This window comes from Vagococcus teuberi, from assembly GCF_001870205.1.
Taxonomy (GTDB): Bacteria; Bacillota; Bacilli; order Lactobacillales; family Vagococcaceae; genus Vagococcus; species Vagococcus teuberi.
On record NZ_CP017267.1, the window covers coordinates 232,039 to 251,705 of the forward strand.

20 protein-coding genes and 1 pseudogene are annotated in these 19,667 nt (G+C 33.8%); 14 read left to right on the forward strand and 7 right to left on the reverse strand.

Features of this window, described 5'->3' with window-relative positions; genetic code table 11:
* Positions 1 to 19 precede the first annotated feature (19 nt).
* From BHY08_RS01095 to BHY08_RS01130, 8 genes are all read left to right on the forward strand, one after another.
* Positions 20 to 1,318: a PTS sugar transporter subunit IIC gene (locus tag BHY08_RS01095; RefSeq protein ID WP_071456111.1), complete on the forward strand. Its 1,299-nt coding sequence runs from the start codon at positions 20 to 22 to the stop codon at positions 1,316 to 1,318.
* Between the two features lie 65 nt (positions 1,319 to 1,383).
* Entirely contained in the window at positions 1,384 to 1,680 is a 297-nt protein-coding gene (locus BHY08_RS01100; RefSeq protein WP_071456112.1) for a hypothetical protein, read from the forward strand.
* A 14-nt stretch (positions 1,681 to 1,694) separates the two neighbouring features.
* The gene (locus BHY08_RS01105) at positions 1,695 to 2,789 is read left to right on the forward strand and encodes a DUF871 domain-containing protein (protein ID WP_071456113.1); all 1,095 of its coding nucleotides are present in this window, start codon (positions 1,695 to 1,697) and stop codon (positions 2,787 to 2,789) included.
* Complete coding sequence (locus BHY08_RS01110) at positions 2,786 to 3,517, forward strand: alpha/beta hydrolase (RefSeq protein ID WP_071456114.1); 732 nt, start codon at positions 2,786 to 2,788, stop codon at positions 3,515 to 3,517. Before BHY08_RS01105 ends, BHY08_RS01110 begins: the two co-directional genes overlap by 4 nt.
* On the forward strand, positions 3,517 to 3,831 hold the full coding sequence (locus tag BHY08_RS01115) for a PTS lactose/cellobiose transporter subunit IIA (protein WP_071456115.1): 315 nt from the start codon (positions 3,517 to 3,519) through the stop codon (positions 3,829 to 3,831). The genes BHY08_RS01110 and BHY08_RS01115 overlap by 1 nt, the downstream gene beginning before the upstream one ends.
* Before the next feature lie 79 nt (positions 3,832 to 3,910).
* Positions 3,911 to 4,834, forward strand: coding sequence for a BadF/BadG/BcrA/BcrD ATPase family protein (locus tag BHY08_RS01120; protein WP_071456116.1), 924 nt, complete (start codon positions 3,911 to 3,913; stop codon positions 4,832 to 4,834).
* Positions 4,819 to 5,940, forward strand: coding sequence for an anhydro-N-acetylmuramic acid kinase AnmK (gene anmK, locus BHY08_RS01125; protein WP_071456117.1), 1,122 nt, complete (start codon positions 4,819 to 4,821; stop codon positions 5,938 to 5,940). Before BHY08_RS01120 ends, anmK begins: the two co-directional genes overlap by 16 nt.
* A gap of 28 nt (positions 5,941 to 5,968) precedes the next feature.
* On the forward strand, positions 5,969 to 6,835 hold the full coding sequence (locus tag BHY08_RS01130; protein ID WP_071456118.1) for a MurR/RpiR family transcriptional regulator: 867 nt from the start codon (positions 5,969 to 5,971) through the stop codon (positions 6,833 to 6,835).
* Positions 6,836 to 6,860: 25 nt separating this feature from the next.
* On the opposite strand, the gene BHY08_RS01135 is transcribed toward BHY08_RS01130, so the two are convergent.
* From BHY08_RS01135 to BHY08_RS01165, 7 genes are all read right to left on the reverse strand, one after another.
* On the reverse strand, positions 6,861 to 7,301 hold the full coding sequence (locus BHY08_RS01135) for a GtrA family protein (RefSeq protein ID WP_071456119.1): 441 nt from the start codon (positions 7,299 to 7,301) through the stop codon (positions 6,861 to 6,863).
* Complete coding sequence (locus BHY08_RS01140; protein ID WP_071456120.1) at positions 7,294 to 9,072, reverse strand: hypothetical protein; 1,779 nt, start codon at positions 9,070 to 9,072, stop codon at positions 7,294 to 7,296. Before BHY08_RS01140 ends, BHY08_RS01135 begins: the two co-directional genes overlap by 8 nt.
* A 2-nt stretch (positions 9,073 to 9,074) precedes the next feature.
* A complete protein-coding gene (locus tag BHY08_RS01145) occupies positions 9,075 to 10,028 on the reverse strand; it encodes a glycosyltransferase family 2 protein (protein WP_071456121.1) in 954 nt (317 codons plus the stop codon).
* A gap of 139 nt (positions 10,029 to 10,167) precedes the next feature.
* Positions 10,168 to 10,848, reverse strand: coding sequence for an ABC transporter ATP-binding protein (locus BHY08_RS01150; RefSeq protein ID WP_071456122.1), 681 nt, complete (start codon positions 10,846 to 10,848; stop codon positions 10,168 to 10,170).
* Between the two features lie 5 nt (positions 10,849 to 10,853).
* Positions 10,854 to 11,921 (reverse strand): ABC transporter permease, encoded by a 1,068-nt coding sequence (locus BHY08_RS01155; RefSeq protein WP_071456123.1) that lies wholly within the window; start codon positions 11,919 to 11,921, stop codon positions 10,854 to 10,856.
* Positions 11,922 to 11,983: 62 nt separating this feature from the next.
* On the reverse strand, positions 11,984 to 12,388 hold the full coding sequence (locus tag BHY08_RS01160; protein WP_071456124.1) for a DUF2871 domain-containing protein: 405 nt from the start codon (positions 12,386 to 12,388) through the stop codon (positions 11,984 to 11,986).
* Positions 12,389 to 12,401: 13 nt separating this feature from the next.
* On the reverse strand, positions 12,402 to 12,998 hold the full coding sequence (locus BHY08_RS01165) for a TetR/AcrR family transcriptional regulator (RefSeq protein ID WP_071456125.1): 597 nt from the start codon (positions 12,996 to 12,998) through the stop codon (positions 12,402 to 12,404).
* Positions 12,999 to 13,854: 856 nt separating this feature from the next.
* Here BHY08_RS01165 and BHY08_RS01170 point away from each other — a divergent pair.
* From BHY08_RS01170 to BHY08_RS01195, 6 genes and pseudogenes are all read left to right on the forward strand, one after another.
* Complete coding sequence (locus BHY08_RS01170) at positions 13,855 to 14,475, forward strand: DUF1054 family protein (protein ID WP_338062407.1); 621 nt, start codon at positions 13,855 to 13,857, stop codon at positions 14,473 to 14,475.
* A 126-nt stretch (positions 14,476 to 14,601) separates the two neighbouring features.
* Positions 14,602 to 16,677, forward strand: a pseudogene (gene metG / locus BHY08_RS01175) (methionine--tRNA ligase).
* A 78-nt stretch (positions 16,678 to 16,755) separates the two neighbouring features.
* Positions 16,756 to 17,532, forward strand: coding sequence for a TatD family hydrolase (locus tag BHY08_RS01180; protein ID WP_071456126.1), 777 nt, complete (start codon positions 16,756 to 16,758; stop codon positions 17,530 to 17,532).
* On the forward strand, positions 17,525 to 18,100 hold the full coding sequence (gene rnmV / locus BHY08_RS01185; RefSeq protein ID WP_071456127.1) for a ribonuclease M5: 576 nt from the start codon (positions 17,525 to 17,527) through the stop codon (positions 18,098 to 18,100). Before BHY08_RS01180 ends, rnmV begins: the two co-directional genes overlap by 8 nt.
* Positions 18,093 to 18,989, forward strand: coding sequence for a 16S rRNA (adenine(1518)-N(6)/adenine(1519)-N(6))-dimethyltransferase RsmA (gene rsmA / locus BHY08_RS01190; RefSeq protein ID WP_071456128.1), 897 nt, complete (start codon positions 18,093 to 18,095; stop codon positions 18,987 to 18,989). Before rnmV ends, rsmA begins: the two co-directional genes overlap by 8 nt.
* Before the next feature lie 70 nt (positions 18,990 to 19,059).
* Positions 19,060 to 19,626: a hypothetical protein gene (locus tag BHY08_RS01195; protein WP_071456129.1), complete on the forward strand. Its 567-nt coding sequence runs from the start codon at positions 19,060 to 19,062 to the stop codon at positions 19,624 to 19,626.
* Positions 19,627 to 19,667 lie beyond the last annotated feature (41 nt).

Sequence of the window (19,667 nt, forward strand, 5' to 3'; positions counted from 1 at the left end):
TGAGTATAAGGAGAAGACAATGGAGAAATTTTTAAATTGGGTAGAAACAAAATTTATGCCTCCAATGGCAAAATTAGCTGAACAAAGGCATTTGAAAGCTATTAGAGATGGAGTTATTTCAACATTATCGTTAATTCTTATTGGTAGTTTCTTTTTAGTTATTGCAAATCCGCCGGTGCCATCATGGGCAGCAGCGATTGCGCCATATTCAGCACAAATTGTTGTGCCTTTCCGTATTACAATGGGACTTATGAGTATTTATGCAGCGTATGGTATGGGGTATAGTTTAGCGAAATCATACAAGTTGGATGGTATTAGTGGTGGTGTCCTTTCTTTAGCGACATTCTTAATGTTAACGGTACCATTAAATGTCGATCAACTACTTCCTGAAGGTCAAGGAATCGGTTGGGTTATGCCAATGGGGTACCTTGGTGGAGCTGGAATGTTCTCAGCAATTCTTGCGATGATTTTTGCTGTGGAAGTGCTGAGATTATTTAAAGAAAAGAATTTAATGATTAAAATGCCAGAACAAGTACCCGAATCTGTATCACGAAGTTTTGAAGCATTGATACCAGGTGCTGTTATTATCACAACAACATGGATTTTACGCGTTCTTTTAGGATTGGATATTAATGAGCTATTATTAGGTATTTTCTCTCCTATTACAGAAGTTTTAGGAAATAATTTATTAGGTGTTTTATTACCGATGTTCTTAATTCACGTATTATGGGCAGCGGGTGTACATGGTATGAGTGTGATTGGGTCAATTGTTAGACCAATGTGGTTATTAATGTTAGATGCTAATGCACAAGCATTATCTGATGGCGTCTCAGCAACAAAACTACCATATATTGCACCAGAACAATTTTATCAATGGACAGTGACGATTGGTGGGGCAGGAGCGACATTATCACTTTGTTTATTATTAATGTTTGCTACAAAATCAACGTATTTAAAAGAAGTTGGGAAATTCTCGTTTATCCCAGGGATTTTCAATATTAATGAGCCACTTATTTTTGGTGTTCCATTAATTATGAACCCAGTTTTAGCATTACCATTCATTTGTATCCCACTCATTACAACAACAATTAGCTATTTTGCTGTGAAATTTGGATTAGTAAATGGTTTTGTATTGAATGTAACATGGACACTACCAGCACCAATTGGGGCATTTTTATCAACAGGAAATGACTGGCGTGCGGTTGTATTGGTAGTAATTAATATTTTAATTGCACTAGCATTATATTATCCATTTGTTAAAGCATATGACAATACTTTAATTAAACAAGAACAAGAAGAGATGGCGACAGAAGGTTAAAAGGTTTGATAGTTAAAAGCTGATTAGTTCATCTAGTCAGCTTTTGGTATTAAGGGAGAGAAAAGATGATAAAAATGATTTATATTGTATTCGTTATAGCTTATGTATTAGCTTGTGTTGGAATCACTAGATGGTTAGATAAGAAAAATAAATTACCGAATCGATGGATTTCAGGATTTATTTCATTTTTTATTATCTTGATTCCTTTAATGATATTTTCTAATATTCCACCCTTTGTGTTGAATATTTTATATGGGTTATGTGGTTTATTTGCCATTATGTTTTTTGAAACCTCTCGTTTGATGGTCGAAAGAGGTCAACATAGAGGAATGGTGAAACCACCCTCTACTAAAAAGAAATAGATAGGAGCATATTTATGAGAACATTAGGTATTTCTGTTTATCCGAATCATCAATCGGTTGAAGACATTAAAGAGTATATGAAATTAGCAGCAAAATATGGTTTTAAACGTGTATTCACTTGTTTGTTATCAGTGGATCCAGAAGAAAAGGAAAGAATCGTGAGTGATTTTTCTGAGACCATTTTTTTTGCTAAGTCACTAGGCATGAAAGTAGTGGCTGATGTTAGTCCTAAAGTATTTGGTGAGTTGGGGATTAGTTATGATAATTTAGAATTTTTTAAAGAGATTGGTGCTGATGGGATTCGTTTAGATATGGGATTTACAGGGAATGAAGAATCAATCATGACATTTAATCCTCAAAATCTAGATATTGAGTTAAACATTAGTTCAGGAACACGTTATTTAGAAAATATTCTAAGTTATCAAGCCAATGATAATAAACTCTTAGGGTGTCATAATTTTTATCCGCATCGTTATACAGGACTGAGCTATGATCATTTTATTGAAACAACAAAGGTTTATAAAGAAAATGGCATTAGAACAGCTGCATTTGTTAATTCGCCAACAGCAAAAACAGGTCCATGGCCCGTGGAAGAGGGATTATGTACGTTAGAAATGCATCGGGAATGGCCAATTACGACACAAACAAAACATCTTTGGGCAACGGATTTGATTGATGATGTGATTATCGCCAATGCTTTTGCCTCAGAGGAAGAATTGAAAGCATTAAGCGAGATTAATCCTTATAAATTAACATTAGATTGTGTGATAAGAGAAGACACACCTGCGTTAGAGAGAAAAATAATTTTAGAAGAGTTTCATTTTAATCGTGGAGATGTGTCTGATTATGTGATTCGTTCGACACAAAGTCGTGTGAAATATAAAGGACATGACTTTAAACCATTTAATACAGAAGATATGGCTAAGGGCGATATTATTATTGAAACATCTTTATATGCTCATTATGCAGGTGAACTGCAAATTGCTCTATTACCAATGGAAAATTCAGGTAAATCAAATGTTGTAGGCTATATTACACCAAATGATAGAGTATTGTTATCATACATTCAACCTTGGCAAAAATTTGGGTTTAACGAAGTCTCACAATGAGTATAGTAGTAGGGGATAGTTACTCAACTGTACTAGCCAAAAATGTGACTTATTGTGGTTTTTTTCCTAATGAATTAGGGACAGAGGTTTCAGTCATTTACTTGCTTCACGGACGAGGTGGCAATGCCAAAAGTTTTTTAAATCAGACAACAATCGAACGGTTTATTCAAGGAACGTCTTTCATCGCTTTTTCTGTGGACGTGGGGAATTCCTATTATGCTAACTCTGATGCGTTTGGTGATGTCTTAACTTTTGTGAGTCAGGAATTTCCTATTATGATGCAACGAATTCATCCCTTTAATATTAAAAATGAGTTTATCATTGGTATATCAATGGGTGGATACGGCGTACTCAAATTATTAGAGAAATATCCTGATAGATATAGAGGATCAGCGATGTTATCTCCACTATTAGTAATGGATACATTAGTCAACCACATTCCTCAAACTAAAAAAGAATTGGGAACTGTTTTTCAAAAAGAGGCATGGCCTAATCTAGTCCAATCAGATTTACATCATCTTGGATTAGAAACGCATCTCATTCACTGTTGTGGGAAAGATGATTTTATGATTGAGGATAGCTTGGATTTCTCTAATAAAATAGGCAGTTTTTTACCTAACTATTCTTTTTATGTGTCTGAAGGAGAACATAATTGGGATTATTGGGATGGACAGTTAAGTCAAATTATAAACGAATTTAATCAATTAATTGAAAGAAGGAACAACTAATGGAAGAACAAATTTTTAATATTATTGTACACGGTGGAAATGCTAGAGGTTTTGCTTATGAAGCACTTGAAGCATGTCGCAAGGGAGAATACGAAAAAGTAGACGAGCTATTGAAACAATCTAAAGACGAAATGGTGCTAGCGCATAATACTCAAACGGAATTAGTTCAAAAGGATGTTCGAGGAGAAAGTGTAGAAATTAGCTTACTAATGATTCACGCACAAGACCAATTGATGACCACTATGTCAGAACAGACATTGATTGAACAAATGATTATCATGCAAAAAGAAATTAACGAGTTACGAGAGAAATAGTAAGAGGCAAACGATTCGTCCAACACGACAATCGTTTGTTTTTTCATAAATAAAATGTGAGTAGAAATTAGGTGAAATAATGGAGTATATCATTGGCTTAGATTGCGGTGGAACAAAAACAGAAGCTTTTGCTTATAATGTAAAAACAGGTGAGGAAGTCGCAAGTGCGATTTCTGGTTTTGGTAATCTGGTAGTGGATTATGATTTAGGTATGAGCCACATCACGTCAAGTATAGTATCTATTTTTGAATTACTTGAAGAAAGTCATTGTAAGGGGATTGTTCTAGGTATTGCAGGAGTTGATGCAGGTGGGCTAAAAGAAAAAGTATCCAATGATTTGATGATAATACATCCAACTATTTATATTTTTAATGACGGACAATTAGCTCATTTTTCTATATTAAAAGGAAGAGATGGCATTTGTGTGACTGCTGGAACTGGCTCTGTGGTGTTAGGTTTACATCAACATAAATGGTACAGAGTTGGTGGATGGGGGCATTTATTTGGTGATGAAGGTAGTGCTTATTGGATAGCTAAACAAGCAATAAAATTAGCGTTGAGTGACGAAGATAATAGTTTTCAGCCAAGTGATTTAACGTTTGCTATATTTAAATTTTTTGATGTAAAAGATGTGTTTTCTTTAACTAAATACCTTTACACGTTGTCTAAAACAGATATTGCTTCACTGACAACCATTGTTGCACAGATGAACGAAGAAGGAAATCAAGAAGCCACTCTTTTATTGAAACAAGCAGGTATACAATTAGGAATAGCAGTAGAACAAATGCTCAGAAAGAGTAAGTTATCTAAAGAATCATTAGAAATTGGATTAAATGGAAGTGTCATAGAAAAAAATGCGCAAGTTTTTTCTAGTTTTCACAACTATTTAGAAGACAGTGAAATAAATGTGACTTATTGTCATAAACAGTCATCCTGTGCTAAAGGAGCTTATTATTATTATAAAATGCGAGAGTTGGAGGGGTTACCGTGGGATATGCAATAGGATTGATGTCAGGCACATCACTGGACGGTGTAGATGTAGCACTGGTTAAGTATGATGAAGGCATGTCTAGTTATGAGTTAGAGGATTTTTTTACCGTTCCTTTTTCTGATGAGTTAAAGAAAAAAGTCACAGATGCTATTGATATAAATCAATCAAATGTTGCCTTAATTTGCAGCTTAAATATCGAGTTAGGTTATTTTTTTGGTGAAGCAGTTAAAAAAATGATAGAAAAACATCAAAGGTTAGGTAAAAAAATAGACTTTGTTGCGTCTCACGGGCAAACTTTATACCATCAACCTATTTCAGAAGATAATTTAATCGCATCCACCTTGCAAGTAGGAGAGTCAAGTGTGATTGCTGAGGTGACTGGAGTTAAAGTGGTATCTGATTTTAGATACCGGGACATGGCTGTTGGCGGACAAGGGGCACCGATTGTTCCTTACTCAGAATTTATTTTGTATAACGACAGAGAAAAACAGCGAATTTTACAAAATATTGGCGGTATTTCAAACGCCACAATTATTCCGAAAAATGCTACAATACAGGAGATAACAGCTTTTGATACAGGGCCAGGTAATATGATAATTGATGAATTAGTGCGCCATTTTTATCAGGAAGAGTATGATGATAATGGCCAATATGCTAAGCAAGGTCGTGTGTCAGAAACAGTTTTAGAACACATGATGTCACATTCCTTTTTTAGTCGCCCTATGCCACGGACAACAGGAAGAGAAGATTTTGGACAGCACTATGTCACCGCATTGCTTGATACGTATGAATTACCAGCTAATGATTGGATTACAACAGCAACAAAATTTACTGCAAAAGCGATTGCGTTATCATTGGCCTCGTTTTTCGTAAACGATACTGACTTAATCATTGGTGGGGGTGGAAGCTATAATCCAACGTTACTTTCAATGATTCAAGAAGAAGTGCCGTCTTTTGTGTCAGTTAAAACACAAGAAGATTTAGGCCAATCATCAGAAGCAAAAGAAGCTGTTGCTATGGTTGTGTTGGGACATCGAACGCTTATAGGCAAAACAAGTAACGTGCCAAGTGCTACTGGTGCGACTAAAGAAGTTATTTTGGGGAAAATAACATGGTAGGCAAATAAGTTAAAAGGGAAGGGTAAATATGAAAAGTAAACATATTCATCAAAGGGTGGAGAGTCTTTATAATGATTTAACACATTCGGAACAAAAAATAGCCAATTTGGTATTAGAAAGACCGGAAGATGTGATGAAAATGACTGCAAGTGAGTTAGCAAAAGAGTCACAAACTAGTCCAGCTTCAGTCATTCGTTTTTGTAAATCAATAAATATTCCGAGTTTTCCAGAATTAAAAATAGCATTATCAGCTGAAAGACAGTGGGATGTTCCCAAAGAGTATTCAGACATATTACCAAATGAGAAAATATCGGATGTGAAAGCAAAACTTTTAGGCAATGCTTATCAATCTATGCAAGAAACGATTCAATTAGTTAGTGAAGATGTGTTAGATGATGCGGTACAGATGATTTCTTCAGCGCCATTTGTCTATGTTTACGGGATAGGCTCATCTTACCTTGTCGCAGAAAATATTGCTCAAAAGTGGAATCGAATTGGGAAAGTTTGTATCTGTATTGCAGATGTTCACTTGCTTATAGCCAGTCTAACTTCAGCTGTACCTGGTTCTATTTTTATTGGTATTTCAAATTCGGGGGAAACATCAGAAGTACTAGAAATTAATCACATTGCAAGAGAGCATGGCATCAAGACAATTGGTATTTCACAATTTGGGATGAATACATTGAGCAAACAAGTTGATTTATCTATTCAAACGGTGAAATCCAAAGAAGCAGAATTAAGAAGTGCTGCTACGAGTTCATTGATGTCTCAATTTATTTTGATCGATTTATTGTTCCATGTATATGTTTTAAAAGAATACGATGAAAACATGGAAAATATTAGAGAATCTAGAACGTTAGTAGATGAATACAAGCGTCGTACTAGTAAAAAATAACAACCATCCAATTGGGTCTAAGGACTTAATTGGATGGTTTTTTAAAGATAATAAATTTACTAAATACATAGTTAGCAATTAAGACAACCACATTACTGATAATTTTAGCAATCATTGGCTGCTGATGTAACCACTTGACTAAGACAAATAAAACAACAGTATCAATGCCTAAAGATAATAAGCGGAACGAAAAGAAGGACATCATCTCTTTTACGTTGATAGTCTCTTGATTGTCTTCATGAGCGAAAACATACTTTTTATTGGATATATAGGCAAATAGCACAGAAAAAATCCATGCAACGACGTTTGCGAAAATATAATTAAGTTGTAGGACCCCTTCAATGAGATAGAACACGACAATATTAATAATCGTTGTCATAACACCCATCACGACATACATAAATAACTCAAATAGTGTGTCAGATAGTCCTAATGTTTTAGTAAAAAAATGTTTTAATTTATTCATAGACTCTCTCTTTTCTAATAAACAATTTATAATAGGCTCTTATAGAACAATAACCAATCGTCAGTGAGATCGCAATCAATTTAATTATGAGTACATAAGTCATATTCATAACTGGTTTGTAAGATAATATGATGGTATTTTCACCATTTTTTGGTTGGATAATTAAACTACCAATATCAGATGTGTCGTACTCTGATTTATCTAGTATTTTGCCATTTAACTCAATCACGCTATGTTCATAGACGATGAGGGGGAATTGTTTTTTCTTTGATGAGTGTTTTTTATTGTCCCAAACTAATTGGATCGTTCCATTATCTAGTATAGTCGTTGTAATGTTTTTTTGATTATCAAATATTTCTTTTTCATAAACTTCATATGGCTCTATTTCACTATATAGCTCTTGGCTAGTTGTATTTTTTGATATAGGAAGGTAATCTGGTGTTCCCTTTTCTATTGTGTCAAATACTTTCGTTAAGTCAGGCGATCTAAGGTTATTTCTAATATTATCTGGCTCTGTTTCAATCAGATTAGATCGATTGTTCCCCATAGCGACAGGATCATCTTGCCAACGTTGCGCATTTTTGACCATGTTGCTGTTAGCTTCGACTAATATGAAGCCGACTAGGATAAGTAGGAAAGTCGACATGATTTTTGATTGTTTACTAGAAAGATTTCTCTCAAATGCTGTGATTGTTTTTAAAAACATAGGAATTAGTAGCACATATGAAATTACAGAAAAACGAAATGGAAACTGGATAATAGATAGAAAAGGTAGTGTTGCTACTATATTATCCCATGGAAATAATGATGTTGATAAGAGCAAGAATGTTCCACCAACAATGGTCATTAATCTCTCTAGTAAAGACGTCTGTTTAATATTACGAATAAAATAAATGAGTTGGAAAATAAATATAGCCCCAAAAAAGATACCAATATTTCGATTGCCATACATTTCTGTTATAGAGATATAGGTAGCATTTGTCACAAATGATTTTGGAATAAAGGGTTGTAAAATATTATTTGATAAAAAGACTTCCAAATAAGCCGTTAATGTATTTAGTGATAAGAAGACAAATAATAAAATAGCTAATATCATATCTTTTATCCAATTAAGTTTTCTGTCTGATTGAATGAAACTGACAAGGAAAAAAGGAATAATCGCTAAAGTTGCTAATACAGCACTGAGTGTATGAGTATTAACTAGTAAACTCATAGATAAGGCTAAAAAGACAAAGTTAATCGGTTTATCTCTATTTTTTACTGAGCGGATGGCTTGAATAAAAATAAATGGTAAAAATGCCGCACCCCAACTAGAAAAACCTAAAGCCCGAACATAATACATCACTGGGGCACTTGCCATGTAAATCGCTGCGCCTATCGTGGCTAATGTTTTTGTACAATCTAGTGTTCTCATGAGACCATACATACCGCTACCGGCTATGATAAGGCACGTGAATGATGAGACGAGTTGGAATTTTAACCATGACTGTGTAAAAAATAATATTAAACCATTCAAAAAGGCGATATCATACCCGTACAGGGCATTGATAATTCTGCCACTACTATTAAAGCCATATAAAGCCATATAGTAGTTATAGTTTCCTGATTTGATTTGTTCAGCTAAATCATAGAACCGATTATAATGAAATGATATATCAGATCCAACAGGGATAAACCGCGTATTGATTTGCGGTAATAAAATAAATAAAGCTACTAAGGTAATGGTTATAAAAGGAAGTCTTTTTTTTATAACACGTTTAGCACTTAGCACAACTAATCCTCCTCTAAAGGTGAAATCTTTTGATCTTTGACGATGTAAATAGGCCTTCTTTTCGTTTCGAGAAATGTTTTACCTAAATATTGTCCCACAACTCCTAAACAGAGAAGTTGTAGACCACCTAGTGCTAATATAATACAAACAAGAGATGGCCATCCTGATGTTGGATCCCCGAAAATAAGAGCACGTATTACAATAAAAATCAAAGCGATAATGGACGCGATAAATGACATAAATCCAAGAATAGTTGAGAGTTTTAGTGGGAATTCTGAAAATGAGATGATGCCATCAATAGAGTATTGTAATAAGTCCCAAAAAGACCAAGACGTTTCACCTTCAACACGTTCAATATTTTCAAATTCTAAGTAATGAGTATCAAATCCAACCCAGCTAAATATTCCTTTTGAAAATCGGTTGTATTCTTTAAGTTCTAGTATCGCATCGACCATTTGACGAGACATAAGTCGGTAATCTCTTGCGCCGTCAACAATTTCAACATCAGATATTTTATTGATAATTTTATAAAATTGTTTTGCGAAAAATGATCTGATTTTAGGTTCCCCAGCACGTGTAACACGTCTAGTACCAATGCAGTCATGTTCTCCTTGTTCTATTAGTTCAACCATTTTAGGTAAAAGCTCTGGAGGGTCTTGCAAATCAACATCCATGACAGTGATATAATCTCCTCGAGTATGTTCAAGGCCGGCATAAAGAGCAGATTCTTTTCCAAAGTTTCGGGAAAAAGAAAGGTAGTTGTATTTATTAGATGAAGCTGTCTCTTTTTTTAAAACCTCTAATGTATTATCTTTTGATCCGTCGTTGACAAACCAGTATTCAAACGTTAAATTTGGTAATAATTTTTCTATATCCATCATACGAGTAATATAGGGATTGATCGTGTCTTGTTCGTTGTAACAAGGGACCACAATGGAAAGCATTTTTTTAGTCATAATATACTCCTTTTTATTAGTAGATAATTACCTAAAAGTGCAATAAATATATTTTAAATGAAATGAGTATGAAAAGATAGTCTATATAATAAGTTAGACAAAAAATACCCTAGTCTATTATAAGACTAAGGTATTATAATTAAAAGTCATGTACTTCTTTAAGTGTTCCATCTTCCATTTGAAATACTCGGTCACTCCATTTAATCATACGAATGTCATGGGTTACCATAACTGTTGCTTTTTTCTTGTCGTGAGCTTCTTTGACAAGTAGTTTCACGACGTTATAAGCATGTTCCGTATCTAAACTAGCAGTGGGTTCATCTGCTAAAATAAGACTAGGATTATTGTATAAAGAGCGAGCAATCGCCACACGTTGGCGTTCACCACCGGATAAATCACTTGGGTAACTTTTTCTTAAGTGATCAATATCAAGAGATTTAAGTAAGTCGTCTAGTTTTTCTTTATTAACTTTTTCTTTTTTTACTTTGCCAACTAAAGTAAATTGATCCTCTATAGTTAAGAAAGGAATGAGGTTTGAGCTTTGTAGAATAAAACCTATTTCTTCAAAACGTAATTTAGCACGTTTTTTTTCAGGTAAAGCTGTAAAATCAATATCATTAATAGTAATATTACCTGTTGTTGTACTTTGTAAACCACCTGCTATCGTTAAGAAAGTACTTTTTCCAGAACCAGAAGGACCAATGACGCTGATAAATTCCCCTTCTTTAACTTCAAAATTTAAGTCATTTAAGGCTGTCACTTCATTATGACCTTTACCAAATTTTTTAGTGATATGAGACATATTTAAAATAGTTTTCATTTTTCCTAACCTCCAATTGCGTTAATAGGGTCAACTTTATTTACAGTGACGATTGAGAATAAGCCACCGATTGTTGATACAACGACAAGAATGGCACCATAGATACACCATTGTGTAATGTTAATAGCAAATGGCATCGCGTCAGGTAATACTAAGCTTAAGAAATAAGTAGCAACACCAGAGAGTATTACTCCAAATACACCCACTAAAAATGATTGAGCTAATATTGATTTAGAAATAAACCAAGAATTAATGCCTTGAACTTTCATGACACCAAAAATAGCAGTTTTTTGTAGTGTGATAACATACATGAAGATACCGATAACAGCTGATGCAATAACAAACAAGACATAAATCATAGAATCAAGCGTTAAACTTTGCTCAGTATATCCAGGTAAGTTATCAATAAATTCATCAGTTGATAGTTTAGTTAATGAATCACTGGATAATGTTGTATCTTTATCATTGCTTAATATAGCATTGATTGGATAGTTATCTGTATTTTTTACCATATCTTCACCGAATTTGATTTCAGTTGCAGTTTTGACAGTTGAATACATTACTGGGGTCGCAACATAAGACGTAGCAGGGAAGATCCCAACGACTTTAACTTTCAAATCGTTACTTCCAACTTTTATTGTATCATCTACTTTAAATCCTTTATCTGCAAGATTTTGCGAAATAATGACCTCGTTGTCATTTTTTAATGTAGTACCACTTGTTATTTCAGGTAAAAAGAAAGCATCTTTATCTGTCCCAAACAAGCTGATATTTACTTTATCGCCTTTTTTACCGATAGCACCACTATAAAGTGACAGTGGGGCTTTGTCATTTGATGAAATATCTTTTTCATCTTCTATTTTTAATTGTGATGCAGCTAAAATATTATTGGCATCATCTGATAGGACAATTTCTTTTGCGTCCCAATCATCTACTACTTGCCTAAATTCTTGTGACAATCCATCTGCTAGACCAGATAATAAAAATACTACTAATCCAATTAGAAACATAATACCGACGATTAAACTATATCGTAATTTTGAATAACCCATTTCCTTTAAGGCTAAAAACATAAATTTTTCCTCCGTTTCTGATTACCAAGTAACATTATGTCACTTGGTAGTTATAAAAGTAATTAACTATTTTTTACTGATTGCAATAACACTTGAAAAAAGAAACCCAATCCAACTGTTAAAATAATATGTCCCAAACCAGCGATTCCACTAATTGCTGCGGAACTTTCAATACCTAAGATAGTCATTGTTCCATGTGTTAACATCATCAACAACGTTATACCTAACCCAATGTTATAAATGACATAAAACTTTTTGAAATTCTTGTGCTTAGTTAAATTGAAACTTTTTTCCAGTAGTAGAACGATTAAGAAGAAAAACATTCCTAAAATAAGTGTATGTGTATGGATAACACTTAACTGTGTCCAACCTTCAAAATCATTGAATTTTGTCATTTCACGGAAATAAACGCCACTAATTAATCCAATAATCATATAACTTAAACTTGCTCTTGCTAATTTTTGCATGAAAATACTCCCCCTATTTAATTCCTTTAGTAATCCATTTTATTTTATAGTGATAATCCAATATTAACTCCTCTGGTGTCCAATTATTGATAATGAAATCAGTTAAGGAATTCATGACAATTTCCATAATAAAGTAAAGGAAACTGACAGCTTCTTGAGTTTCATGGATTGTGAATTCGTTGTTTTCCAATAACTTGATCCATTCCATTAGCATGTGTGAAGAGTCATCTAGATTTAAACGCTTCATTGTTCGTTGATAATCAGCTCGAGTTAGAAGTAATAGTCCTTTCCAATAAGCACTATCCGTTTTTAGATGGGAACAAAAAACAAGGTATTGTTCAATTCCGTGGAAAAAATTACTTTTATGCTGATTAATGTAATCAATAATATCTTGATGAATTAGAATAGATTGCTGTTTAACAATGTAATCGTAAGCATCTTTCAAATCAACAAAGTATTTATAAAATGCTCCTCTAGACATTTCCATCTGCTCGACGATATGTGACACCTTTACTTGGCTGACAGATTGGTTATAAAATGTATCAAGCAAAATCATATCTATTTTTTCTTTTTTGGGGACAGGTAGATTCAGGAATGTATCCTTTGGCATACAATATCCTCCTTTCATTTTTTACTTAAAAAAATCATATCACAAAAAGTTACAAGTTGTCACTTCTGTTGCTCAGAAAATGAAAATAAATTAAAAAAACTTTCAAAAAGAGGGTGAAAATGGTCTCTTGCTTTTTTTGAAAGTCTTTATTTATCAGTATTTAATAGTTTTACTTAATTAATTTCAGAGACTTATTAATTTTTTCATCAGTAATCCCCATCATTGCCATTGAACGAAAATGTCAGTACCAAATGTCAAATGAATGGCTTCGCTTAGTTTGATATTTCTCGAAGAAGAACGAAATAATATATAATAGTGACCGTTATCGACTTGCTAAGCTTTTCTATCTACATTGTACCAATTAAATGCTCGTAATTCTTTCACAGTTTTTTTCTATGTTACTTGTTTGATTACTGACGTATACTTGCTACCATAATCATTAAGTTAAATATTTCATCCTCCGATCAAAGGACATCATTATCGAAGAGGATCATTCAATCTATTTTTGATGTTGTCTTTAAAACCCTCTTTGTTTGTGCACGTATTACCATTACACAAATGGATGGTACTGTTACTACTCATGAGGTAAGCAGCCTTGTCGACCATTCACTTGGAAAGGCTCAGTCGATAAATTTGATCGTTTAACAAAAGGATATATTGGTTCAATATTGGCTGAAAAATTAAAAGAAGTCGTAAAAGATATTGAAAACAGTTCGACAAAAGACTTATTTGATATTTTAACTAAAATTAAATATCCAACAACAAATAAATAGACAGAACAAAAGTGGTCTGATAGATTTAAAGTAATCTATTAAGACCACTTTTTAAGTGGAGAATAATTGTTAGGAGTAAGCATATGTTAATGTTTGATGAATCATGTTTTGATGTGTTTAATATAGAAGGGTTAGACAATCGAATGATTGGTGTTCGTGAAAAAATTCAACCTGTTTTTCAATCAATTGATGAGAAAGTTGTTGTTGAGTTAGAGCCTTTGCTGGGTGAAAAATTGCCTATCCATATAGCCCAACATAGACGACGTACAACAAATGCACCAGATTTTACGTGGAGTGCAATGGGTGGAGATAATCGTGGCTACAAAAAATACCCGCATTTTCAATTAGGGATTACGCCAGAATATGCGGTGATTTGGTTGTCCTTTATTGATAACCCACAAAATGAAGCACTTATGGCTCAAGAGTGTTTAGATAATATACAGTGGTTTGAGCAACTTCCAAAAGGTTTTGTGGTGAATACTGATCACACGAAAAATAATTATCATGCTTTAGAATCAGAACAATTAGTAAAAGATTTAACACGTTGGAAAGAAGTTAAAAAAGGTGAATTTCAAATTGGGCGTGTCATTCATAAAGAAACGTTTGACACTAAAACGACAGAAGAATTATTTGCTTACATATTAGAAACCTATTTGTCACTTATACCAATTTATCAAGATTGTTGTAAACTAACGAACGAATAGGGAATAAGCAAACTAGATAGATTGAAATTTTCACTAATACTAATTTTTTTTTGTGAATTATGCTATAATGAACGGTGATTATGTGTCGCAGAGGTTTGCTCTAAGTGACTTAAAGGAGGATGAACAGTGGAAGATAAGAAAACTTTTTATATCACCACTCCGATTTATTACCCAAGTGGAAAATTACATATAGGAAGCTCATACACTACAATAGCCTGTGATGCAATGGCTCGTTATAAACGAATGAAAGGGTTTGATGTCTTTTATTTGACTGGTTTAGATGAACATGGTCAAAAAATTGAACAAAAAGCCGAAGAATTAGGTGTAAAACCACAAGAATATGTGGATGACATGGCAATGGACGTTAAAAAGTTGTGGAAATTATTGGATATAGATTATACCAAATTTATCCGTACAACAGATTTAGATCATAAACAATCTGTTCAAAAGATTTTCCAGCGTTTATTAGACCAAGGAGATATTTATTTAGGCGAATATGAAGGTTGGTACTCAGTATCAGATGAAGAATATTTCACTGAAAATCAATTAGCTGAAGTCTTTAGAAATGAAGATGGAAAAGTTATTGGTGGATTAGCTCCGAGTGGCCATGAAGTAGAACTTGTTAAAGAACAAAGCTACTTCTTTAAAATGAGTAAGTATGCAGACCGTTTATTAGAATATTACGAAGAACACCCAGATTTTATCGAACCAGTTTCTCGTAAAAATGAAATGATTAATAACTTTATTAAACCAGGTTTAGAAGACTTAGCTGTTAGTCGCACATCTTTCAAATGGGGAATTCCTGTTGAAAGCGATCCAAAACATGTGGTCTATGTATGGATAGATGCGTTGTCAAACTATATTACAGCCTTAGGTTATGGTACAGACGACGACAGCAACTTCCAAAAATACTGGCCAGCTGATGTTCATATGGTTGGTAAAGAAATCGTCCGTTTCCATACCATTTATTGGCCAATTATGTTAATGGCACTTGATTTGCCATTACCAAAACAAATTTTTGCTCATGGTTGGTTAGTGATGCAAGATGGCAAAATGTCTAAATCAAAAGGGAATGTGGTTTACCCTGAGATGTTAGTACGACGTTACGGATTAGATGCACTACGTTACTATTTAATGCGTGCAATTCCGTTTGGTTCAGATGGTGTGTTTACACCAGAAGATTTTGTTTCTCGTGTGAATTATGATTTAGCCAATGACTTAGGTAATTTATTAAATCGTACGGTTGCGATGATTAATAAATATTGTGATGGTGTGGTACCGAACTATGCGTCTCAAGTAACAGATTTTGATAGTGAATTATCAACAACTGCTGCAGATGTGATCGGTAAATACAACAAAGCAATGGAAAAATTAGAGTTTAACATTGCGTTAAGTGAAGTATGGCGTCTAATTTCTCGTGCAAAATACATTGATGAGGAACATTGAGTTTTTGCGTTAAGTGAAGTATGGCGTCTAATTTCTCGTGCAAATAAATACATTGATGAGACTGAGCCGTGGAACTTAGCAAAAGATGAAGAAAAACAAACAGAATTAAATAGTGTTATGGTTCATTTAGCCGAAAGTTTACGTATTTCTGCTATCTTATTGCAACCAATTATGACGCAAGCACCAAAAGAAATCTTTAGCCAATTAGGATTGGATGATGAAACAGTCTCTATGATTGATATTCGTTTTGGAGAGTTCCCTTCTGGTACCAGAGTTGTCAGCAAAGGAACGCCTATTTTCCCACGTCTAGATGTTGAAGAAGAAGTAGCTTACATTAAAGAACAGATGGCTCAAAGTATGAATCAACAGACAGAAGAAGAAGAATGGAAACCAGAAGATGTGGAGCTTGTTTCTGTTAAAGATAAAGAAGTAAAATTTGAAACGTTTGATGAAGTTGAGTTAAAAGTTGCTGAAATTTTAGACTGTCAAAAAGTTAAAGGGGCAGATAAATTATTGCAATTTAGATTAGATGCTGGTGACAAAGGAAATCGCCAAATTTTATCAGGAATTGCAGAATTTTATCCTGAACCAATGGATTTAATTGGTAAAAAAGTAGTGATTGTCGCTAACTTGAAACCAAGAAAAATCCGTGGACATATCAGTCAAGGAATGATTTTATCAGCTGAAAATTCAGATGGAAAATTATATGTTGTTGAAGCACCAAAAGGAGCAGAAAACGGCAGTATCGTTGGATAGAAAATGTTAAAGAGATTGGAAAAGTGGTCTTTTTCAATCTCTTTTTATGTTAAAATCATCGTGATAGGAGTGAAAACTATGATTTTTGATACACACACACATTTAAATGCAGAACAATTTAATGACGATTATAAAGAAGTCATTGAGCGAGCAAAACAGCTTGGCGTAACTGAAATGGCAGTAGTAGGATTTGATACACCAACGATTGAACGCTCGTTAGAGTTAAGTGAACTATACCCTTTTATTCATAGTATTATTGGGTGGCATCCGACTGAAGCAGGAAGGTACACAAAAGAGATTGAAAAAGATTTACAAGAAAAATTAACGAATCCACATGTTGTGACGTTGGGAGAAATTGGGTTGGATTATTATTGGATGAATGACGAACCTGATGTACAAGAAAAAGTCTTTCGTCGCCAAATTGCGATTGCTAAAGAGATGAATCTACCAATTAGCATCCATACAAGAGATGCGATGGAAGATACTTATAAGATTTTAAAATCAGAAGGCATTCAAGATATTGGAGGCATCATGCATAGTTTTGGTGGCGATAGCGAGTGGGCGAAACGTTTTTTAGATTTAGGGATGCATATTTCGTTTAGTGGTGTTGTCACATTTAAGAAAACATTAGAAGTTCAAGAAGCAGCAAAAATTGTCCCAATGGATAAATTATTAGTGGAAACTGATGCACCGTATTTAGCACCTGTGCCATATCGTGGGAAACGTAATGAACCTGGGTACACACATTATGTCGTTGATAAAATTTCTGAATTAAGAAATTTACCTTATCAAACAGTGGCAAAAGAAACAACAAAAAATGCACATAGATTGTTTAGGTTAGAAGAAAATGACTAAAGAAAAAATATCAGAAATCGTGGTTGTAGAAGGAAAAGACGATACAAAACGATTACAGCAAGTGTTAGACGTTGACACGATAGAAACGAATGGTTCGGCGTTAAATAACGAAACGTTGGATAAAATTAAACACGCGCAACGTGTGCGTGGAGTGATTGTGTTTACTGATCCAGATTTTCCTGGTGAAAAAATCCGTAAGCAGATTATGGCTGTCATCCCTGATGCTAAACATGCTTTTATATCTAGAGAAAAAGGAGCACCAAAAAAGAAACATGGTAGTTTGGGCGTAGAACATGCAAGTAATGAAGCAATTATTCAAGCGCTAAAAGATGTTTCAACACCCACAACCAATCATTTTGAATCTGACATCACGGTGGAAGATTTAATTCAATTTGGGTTAATAGCCGGAAATGGCTCGAGAGTTAGACGAGAAAAACTAGGTGAGTTACTTAATATCGGCTATACAAATGGAAAACAATTAAAAAAACGATTAAGTATGTTTCAAATAACAAAAGAAACATTCTTAGAGGCAATGAAAGAGATAATAGAAGGTGAAACGAATGAATGAATACAAAGACATAGCAACACCTAGTCGAACGAAAGAAATACTAAAAAAACATGGGTTCTCATTTAAAAAGAGTTTAGGACAAAATTTTTTAACAGAACCTAATATCTTAAGAAAAATTGCCGAAGCAGGAGACTTGTCAAAAGAAGATGGTGTGATTGAAATCGGTCCAGGTATTGGTGCTTTAACGGAACATTTAGCACGACATGCTGGAAAAGTGCTAGCATTTGAAATCGACCAACGTTTAATTCCGGTATTAGAAGATACGTTGTCACCTTATGATAATATTACAGTCGTTAATGAAGATATTTTAAAAGCTGATGTCGTGGCCGAAGCAAAAAAAGTATTTGATGAAGAGCAACCAATCAAAGTCGTTGCCAACTTGCCTTACTATATTACGACACCCATCATGATGCATTTATTGATGTCACCACTAGATATCACGACAATGGTTGTTATGATGCAAAAAGAAGTAGCAGATAGAATGACTGCAAAACCTTCAACGAAGGCTTATGGTTCGTTATCAATTGCTGTCCAATTTTATATGGAAGCAAAACTCGCATTTATTGTGCCAAAAACAGCTTTTGTGCCACAGCCCAATGTGGATTCAGCGATTATTAAGTTAGAAAAAAGAGAAACGCCGATTGTTGATGTTATAGATGAAACATTCTTTTTTGAATTAACACGTGCTTCGTTCACACAACGTCGTAAAACATTATGGAACAATTTAACGAGTCATTTTGGAAAAGATGACCAAACAAAACAGTGGTTAGAAAAATCATTGGAAGAGAGTGACATAGACCCAAAACGTCGTGGTGAGACATTAAGCATTGCAGAATTTGGAAAATTATCAAACGTGTTAATCACGAATAAAAATAGATATAACGAATAGATCGTTCATTGACAAAACTTTGTACATTGTTTATCATATAAACAAATGATAAACGGAGTGAAAATAAAAAATGAAAAATAATTCAGTATTAAATATGACTTATGCAGCTTTTTTAATTGCGTTGGGGATTGTTATTCCAATGGTTATGCCAGTAAAAATCGTGATAGGACCTGCGTCTTATACTTTAGCCAGCCATGTACCAGTCATGCTAGCAATGTTCGTTTCTCCATTAGTTGCAGTGCTTGTGGCATTAGGGACAGCGTTTGGTTTCTTTATGACGACACCTTTTATTATTGGGATGAGAGCCTTATCTCATGTGATTTTTGCTTTTTTTGGTGCATTGTATTTACAAAAAAGACCTACTATCATACATTCACCTAAAAAAATGATGGTATTTAATATTGTTTTAGGACTAGTACATGCTTTATTTGAAACACTGATTGTGACAGTATTTTTTATGACAGATGGATTAGGTGAGGCAAGTTATACAATGGGATTCTTCCAGTCAGTCATTGTGTTAGTAGGATTGGGTGGTTTTGTCCATAGTTTGATTGATTTTTCTATTGCGTATATGATTGCTCAAAAAATAGGGACAAGATTTTCATTTCCAGTTTATTTAGCAGCAAAAAATAAATAAATAAAAGACCAAATTTTCTATCAAATGAAAATTTGGTCTTT

What these genes read in the sequence shown, in the direction of transcription:
- BHY08_RS01095 (WP_071456111.1), top strand. Translation starts at nt 20, where the DNA reads ATGGAGAAATTTTTAAATTGGGTAGAAACAAAATTTATGCCTCCAATG.
- BHY08_RS01100 (WP_071456112.1), top strand. Translation starts at nt 1,384, where the DNA reads ATGATAAAAATGATTTATATTGTATTCGTTATAGCTTATGTATTAGCT.
- BHY08_RS01105 (WP_071456113.1), top strand. Translation starts at nt 1,695, where the DNA reads ATGAGAACATTAGGTATTTCTGTTTATCCGAATCATCAATCGGTTGAA.
- BHY08_RS01110 (WP_071456114.1), top strand. Translation starts at nt 2,786, where the DNA reads ATGAGTATAGTAGTAGGGGATAGTTACTCAACTGTACTAGCCAAAAAT.
- BHY08_RS01115 (WP_071456115.1), top strand. Translation starts at nt 3,517, where the DNA reads ATGGAAGAACAAATTTTTAATATTATTGTACACGGTGGAAATGCTAGA.
- BHY08_RS01120 (WP_071456116.1), top strand. Translation starts at nt 3,911, where the DNA reads ATGGAGTATATCATTGGCTTAGATTGCGGTGGAACAAAAACAGAAGCT.
- BHY08_RS01130 (WP_071456118.1), top strand. Translation starts at nt 5,969, where the DNA reads ATGAAAAGTAAACATATTCATCAAAGGGTGGAGAGTCTTTATAATGAT.
- BHY08_RS01135 (WP_071456119.1), bottom strand. Translation starts at nt 7,301, where the DNA reads ATGAATAAATTAAAACATTTTTTTACTAAAACATTAGGACTATCTGAC.
- BHY08_RS01145 (WP_071456121.1), bottom strand. Translation starts at nt 10,028, where the DNA reads ATGACTAAAAAAATGCTTTCCATTGTGGTCCCTTGTTACAACGAACAA.
- BHY08_RS01150 (WP_071456122.1), bottom strand. Translation starts at nt 10,848, where the DNA reads ATGAAAACTATTTTAAATATGTCTCATATCACTAAAAAATTTGGTAAA.
- BHY08_RS01155 (WP_071456123.1), bottom strand. Translation starts at nt 11,921, where the DNA reads ATGTTTTTAGCCTTAAAGGAAATGGGTTATTCAAAATTACGATATAGT.
- BHY08_RS01160 (WP_071456124.1), bottom strand. Translation starts at nt 12,388, where the DNA reads ATGCAAAAATTAGCAAGAGCAAGTTTAAGTTATATGATTATTGGATTA.
- BHY08_RS01165 (WP_071456125.1), bottom strand. Translation starts at nt 12,998, where the DNA reads ATGCCAAAGGATACATTCCTGAATCTACCTGTCCCCAAAAAAGAAAAA.
- BHY08_RS01170 (WP_338062407.1), top strand. Translation starts at nt 13,855, where the DNA reads ATGTTAATGTTTGATGAATCATGTTTTGATGTGTTTAATATAGAAGGG.
- BHY08_RS01180 (WP_071456126.1), top strand. Translation starts at nt 16,756, where the DNA reads ATGATTTTTGATACACACACACATTTAAATGCAGAACAATTTAATGAC.
- rnmV (WP_071456127.1), top strand. Translation starts at nt 17,525, where the DNA reads ATGACTAAAGAAAAAATATCAGAAATCGTGGTTGTAGAAGGAAAAGAC.
- rsmA (WP_071456128.1), top strand. Translation starts at nt 18,093, where the DNA reads ATGAATGAATACAAAGACATAGCAACACCTAGTCGAACGAAAGAAATA.
- BHY08_RS01195 (WP_071456129.1), top strand. Translation starts at nt 19,060, where the DNA reads ATGAAAAATAATTCAGTATTAAATATGACTTATGCAGCTTTTTTAATT.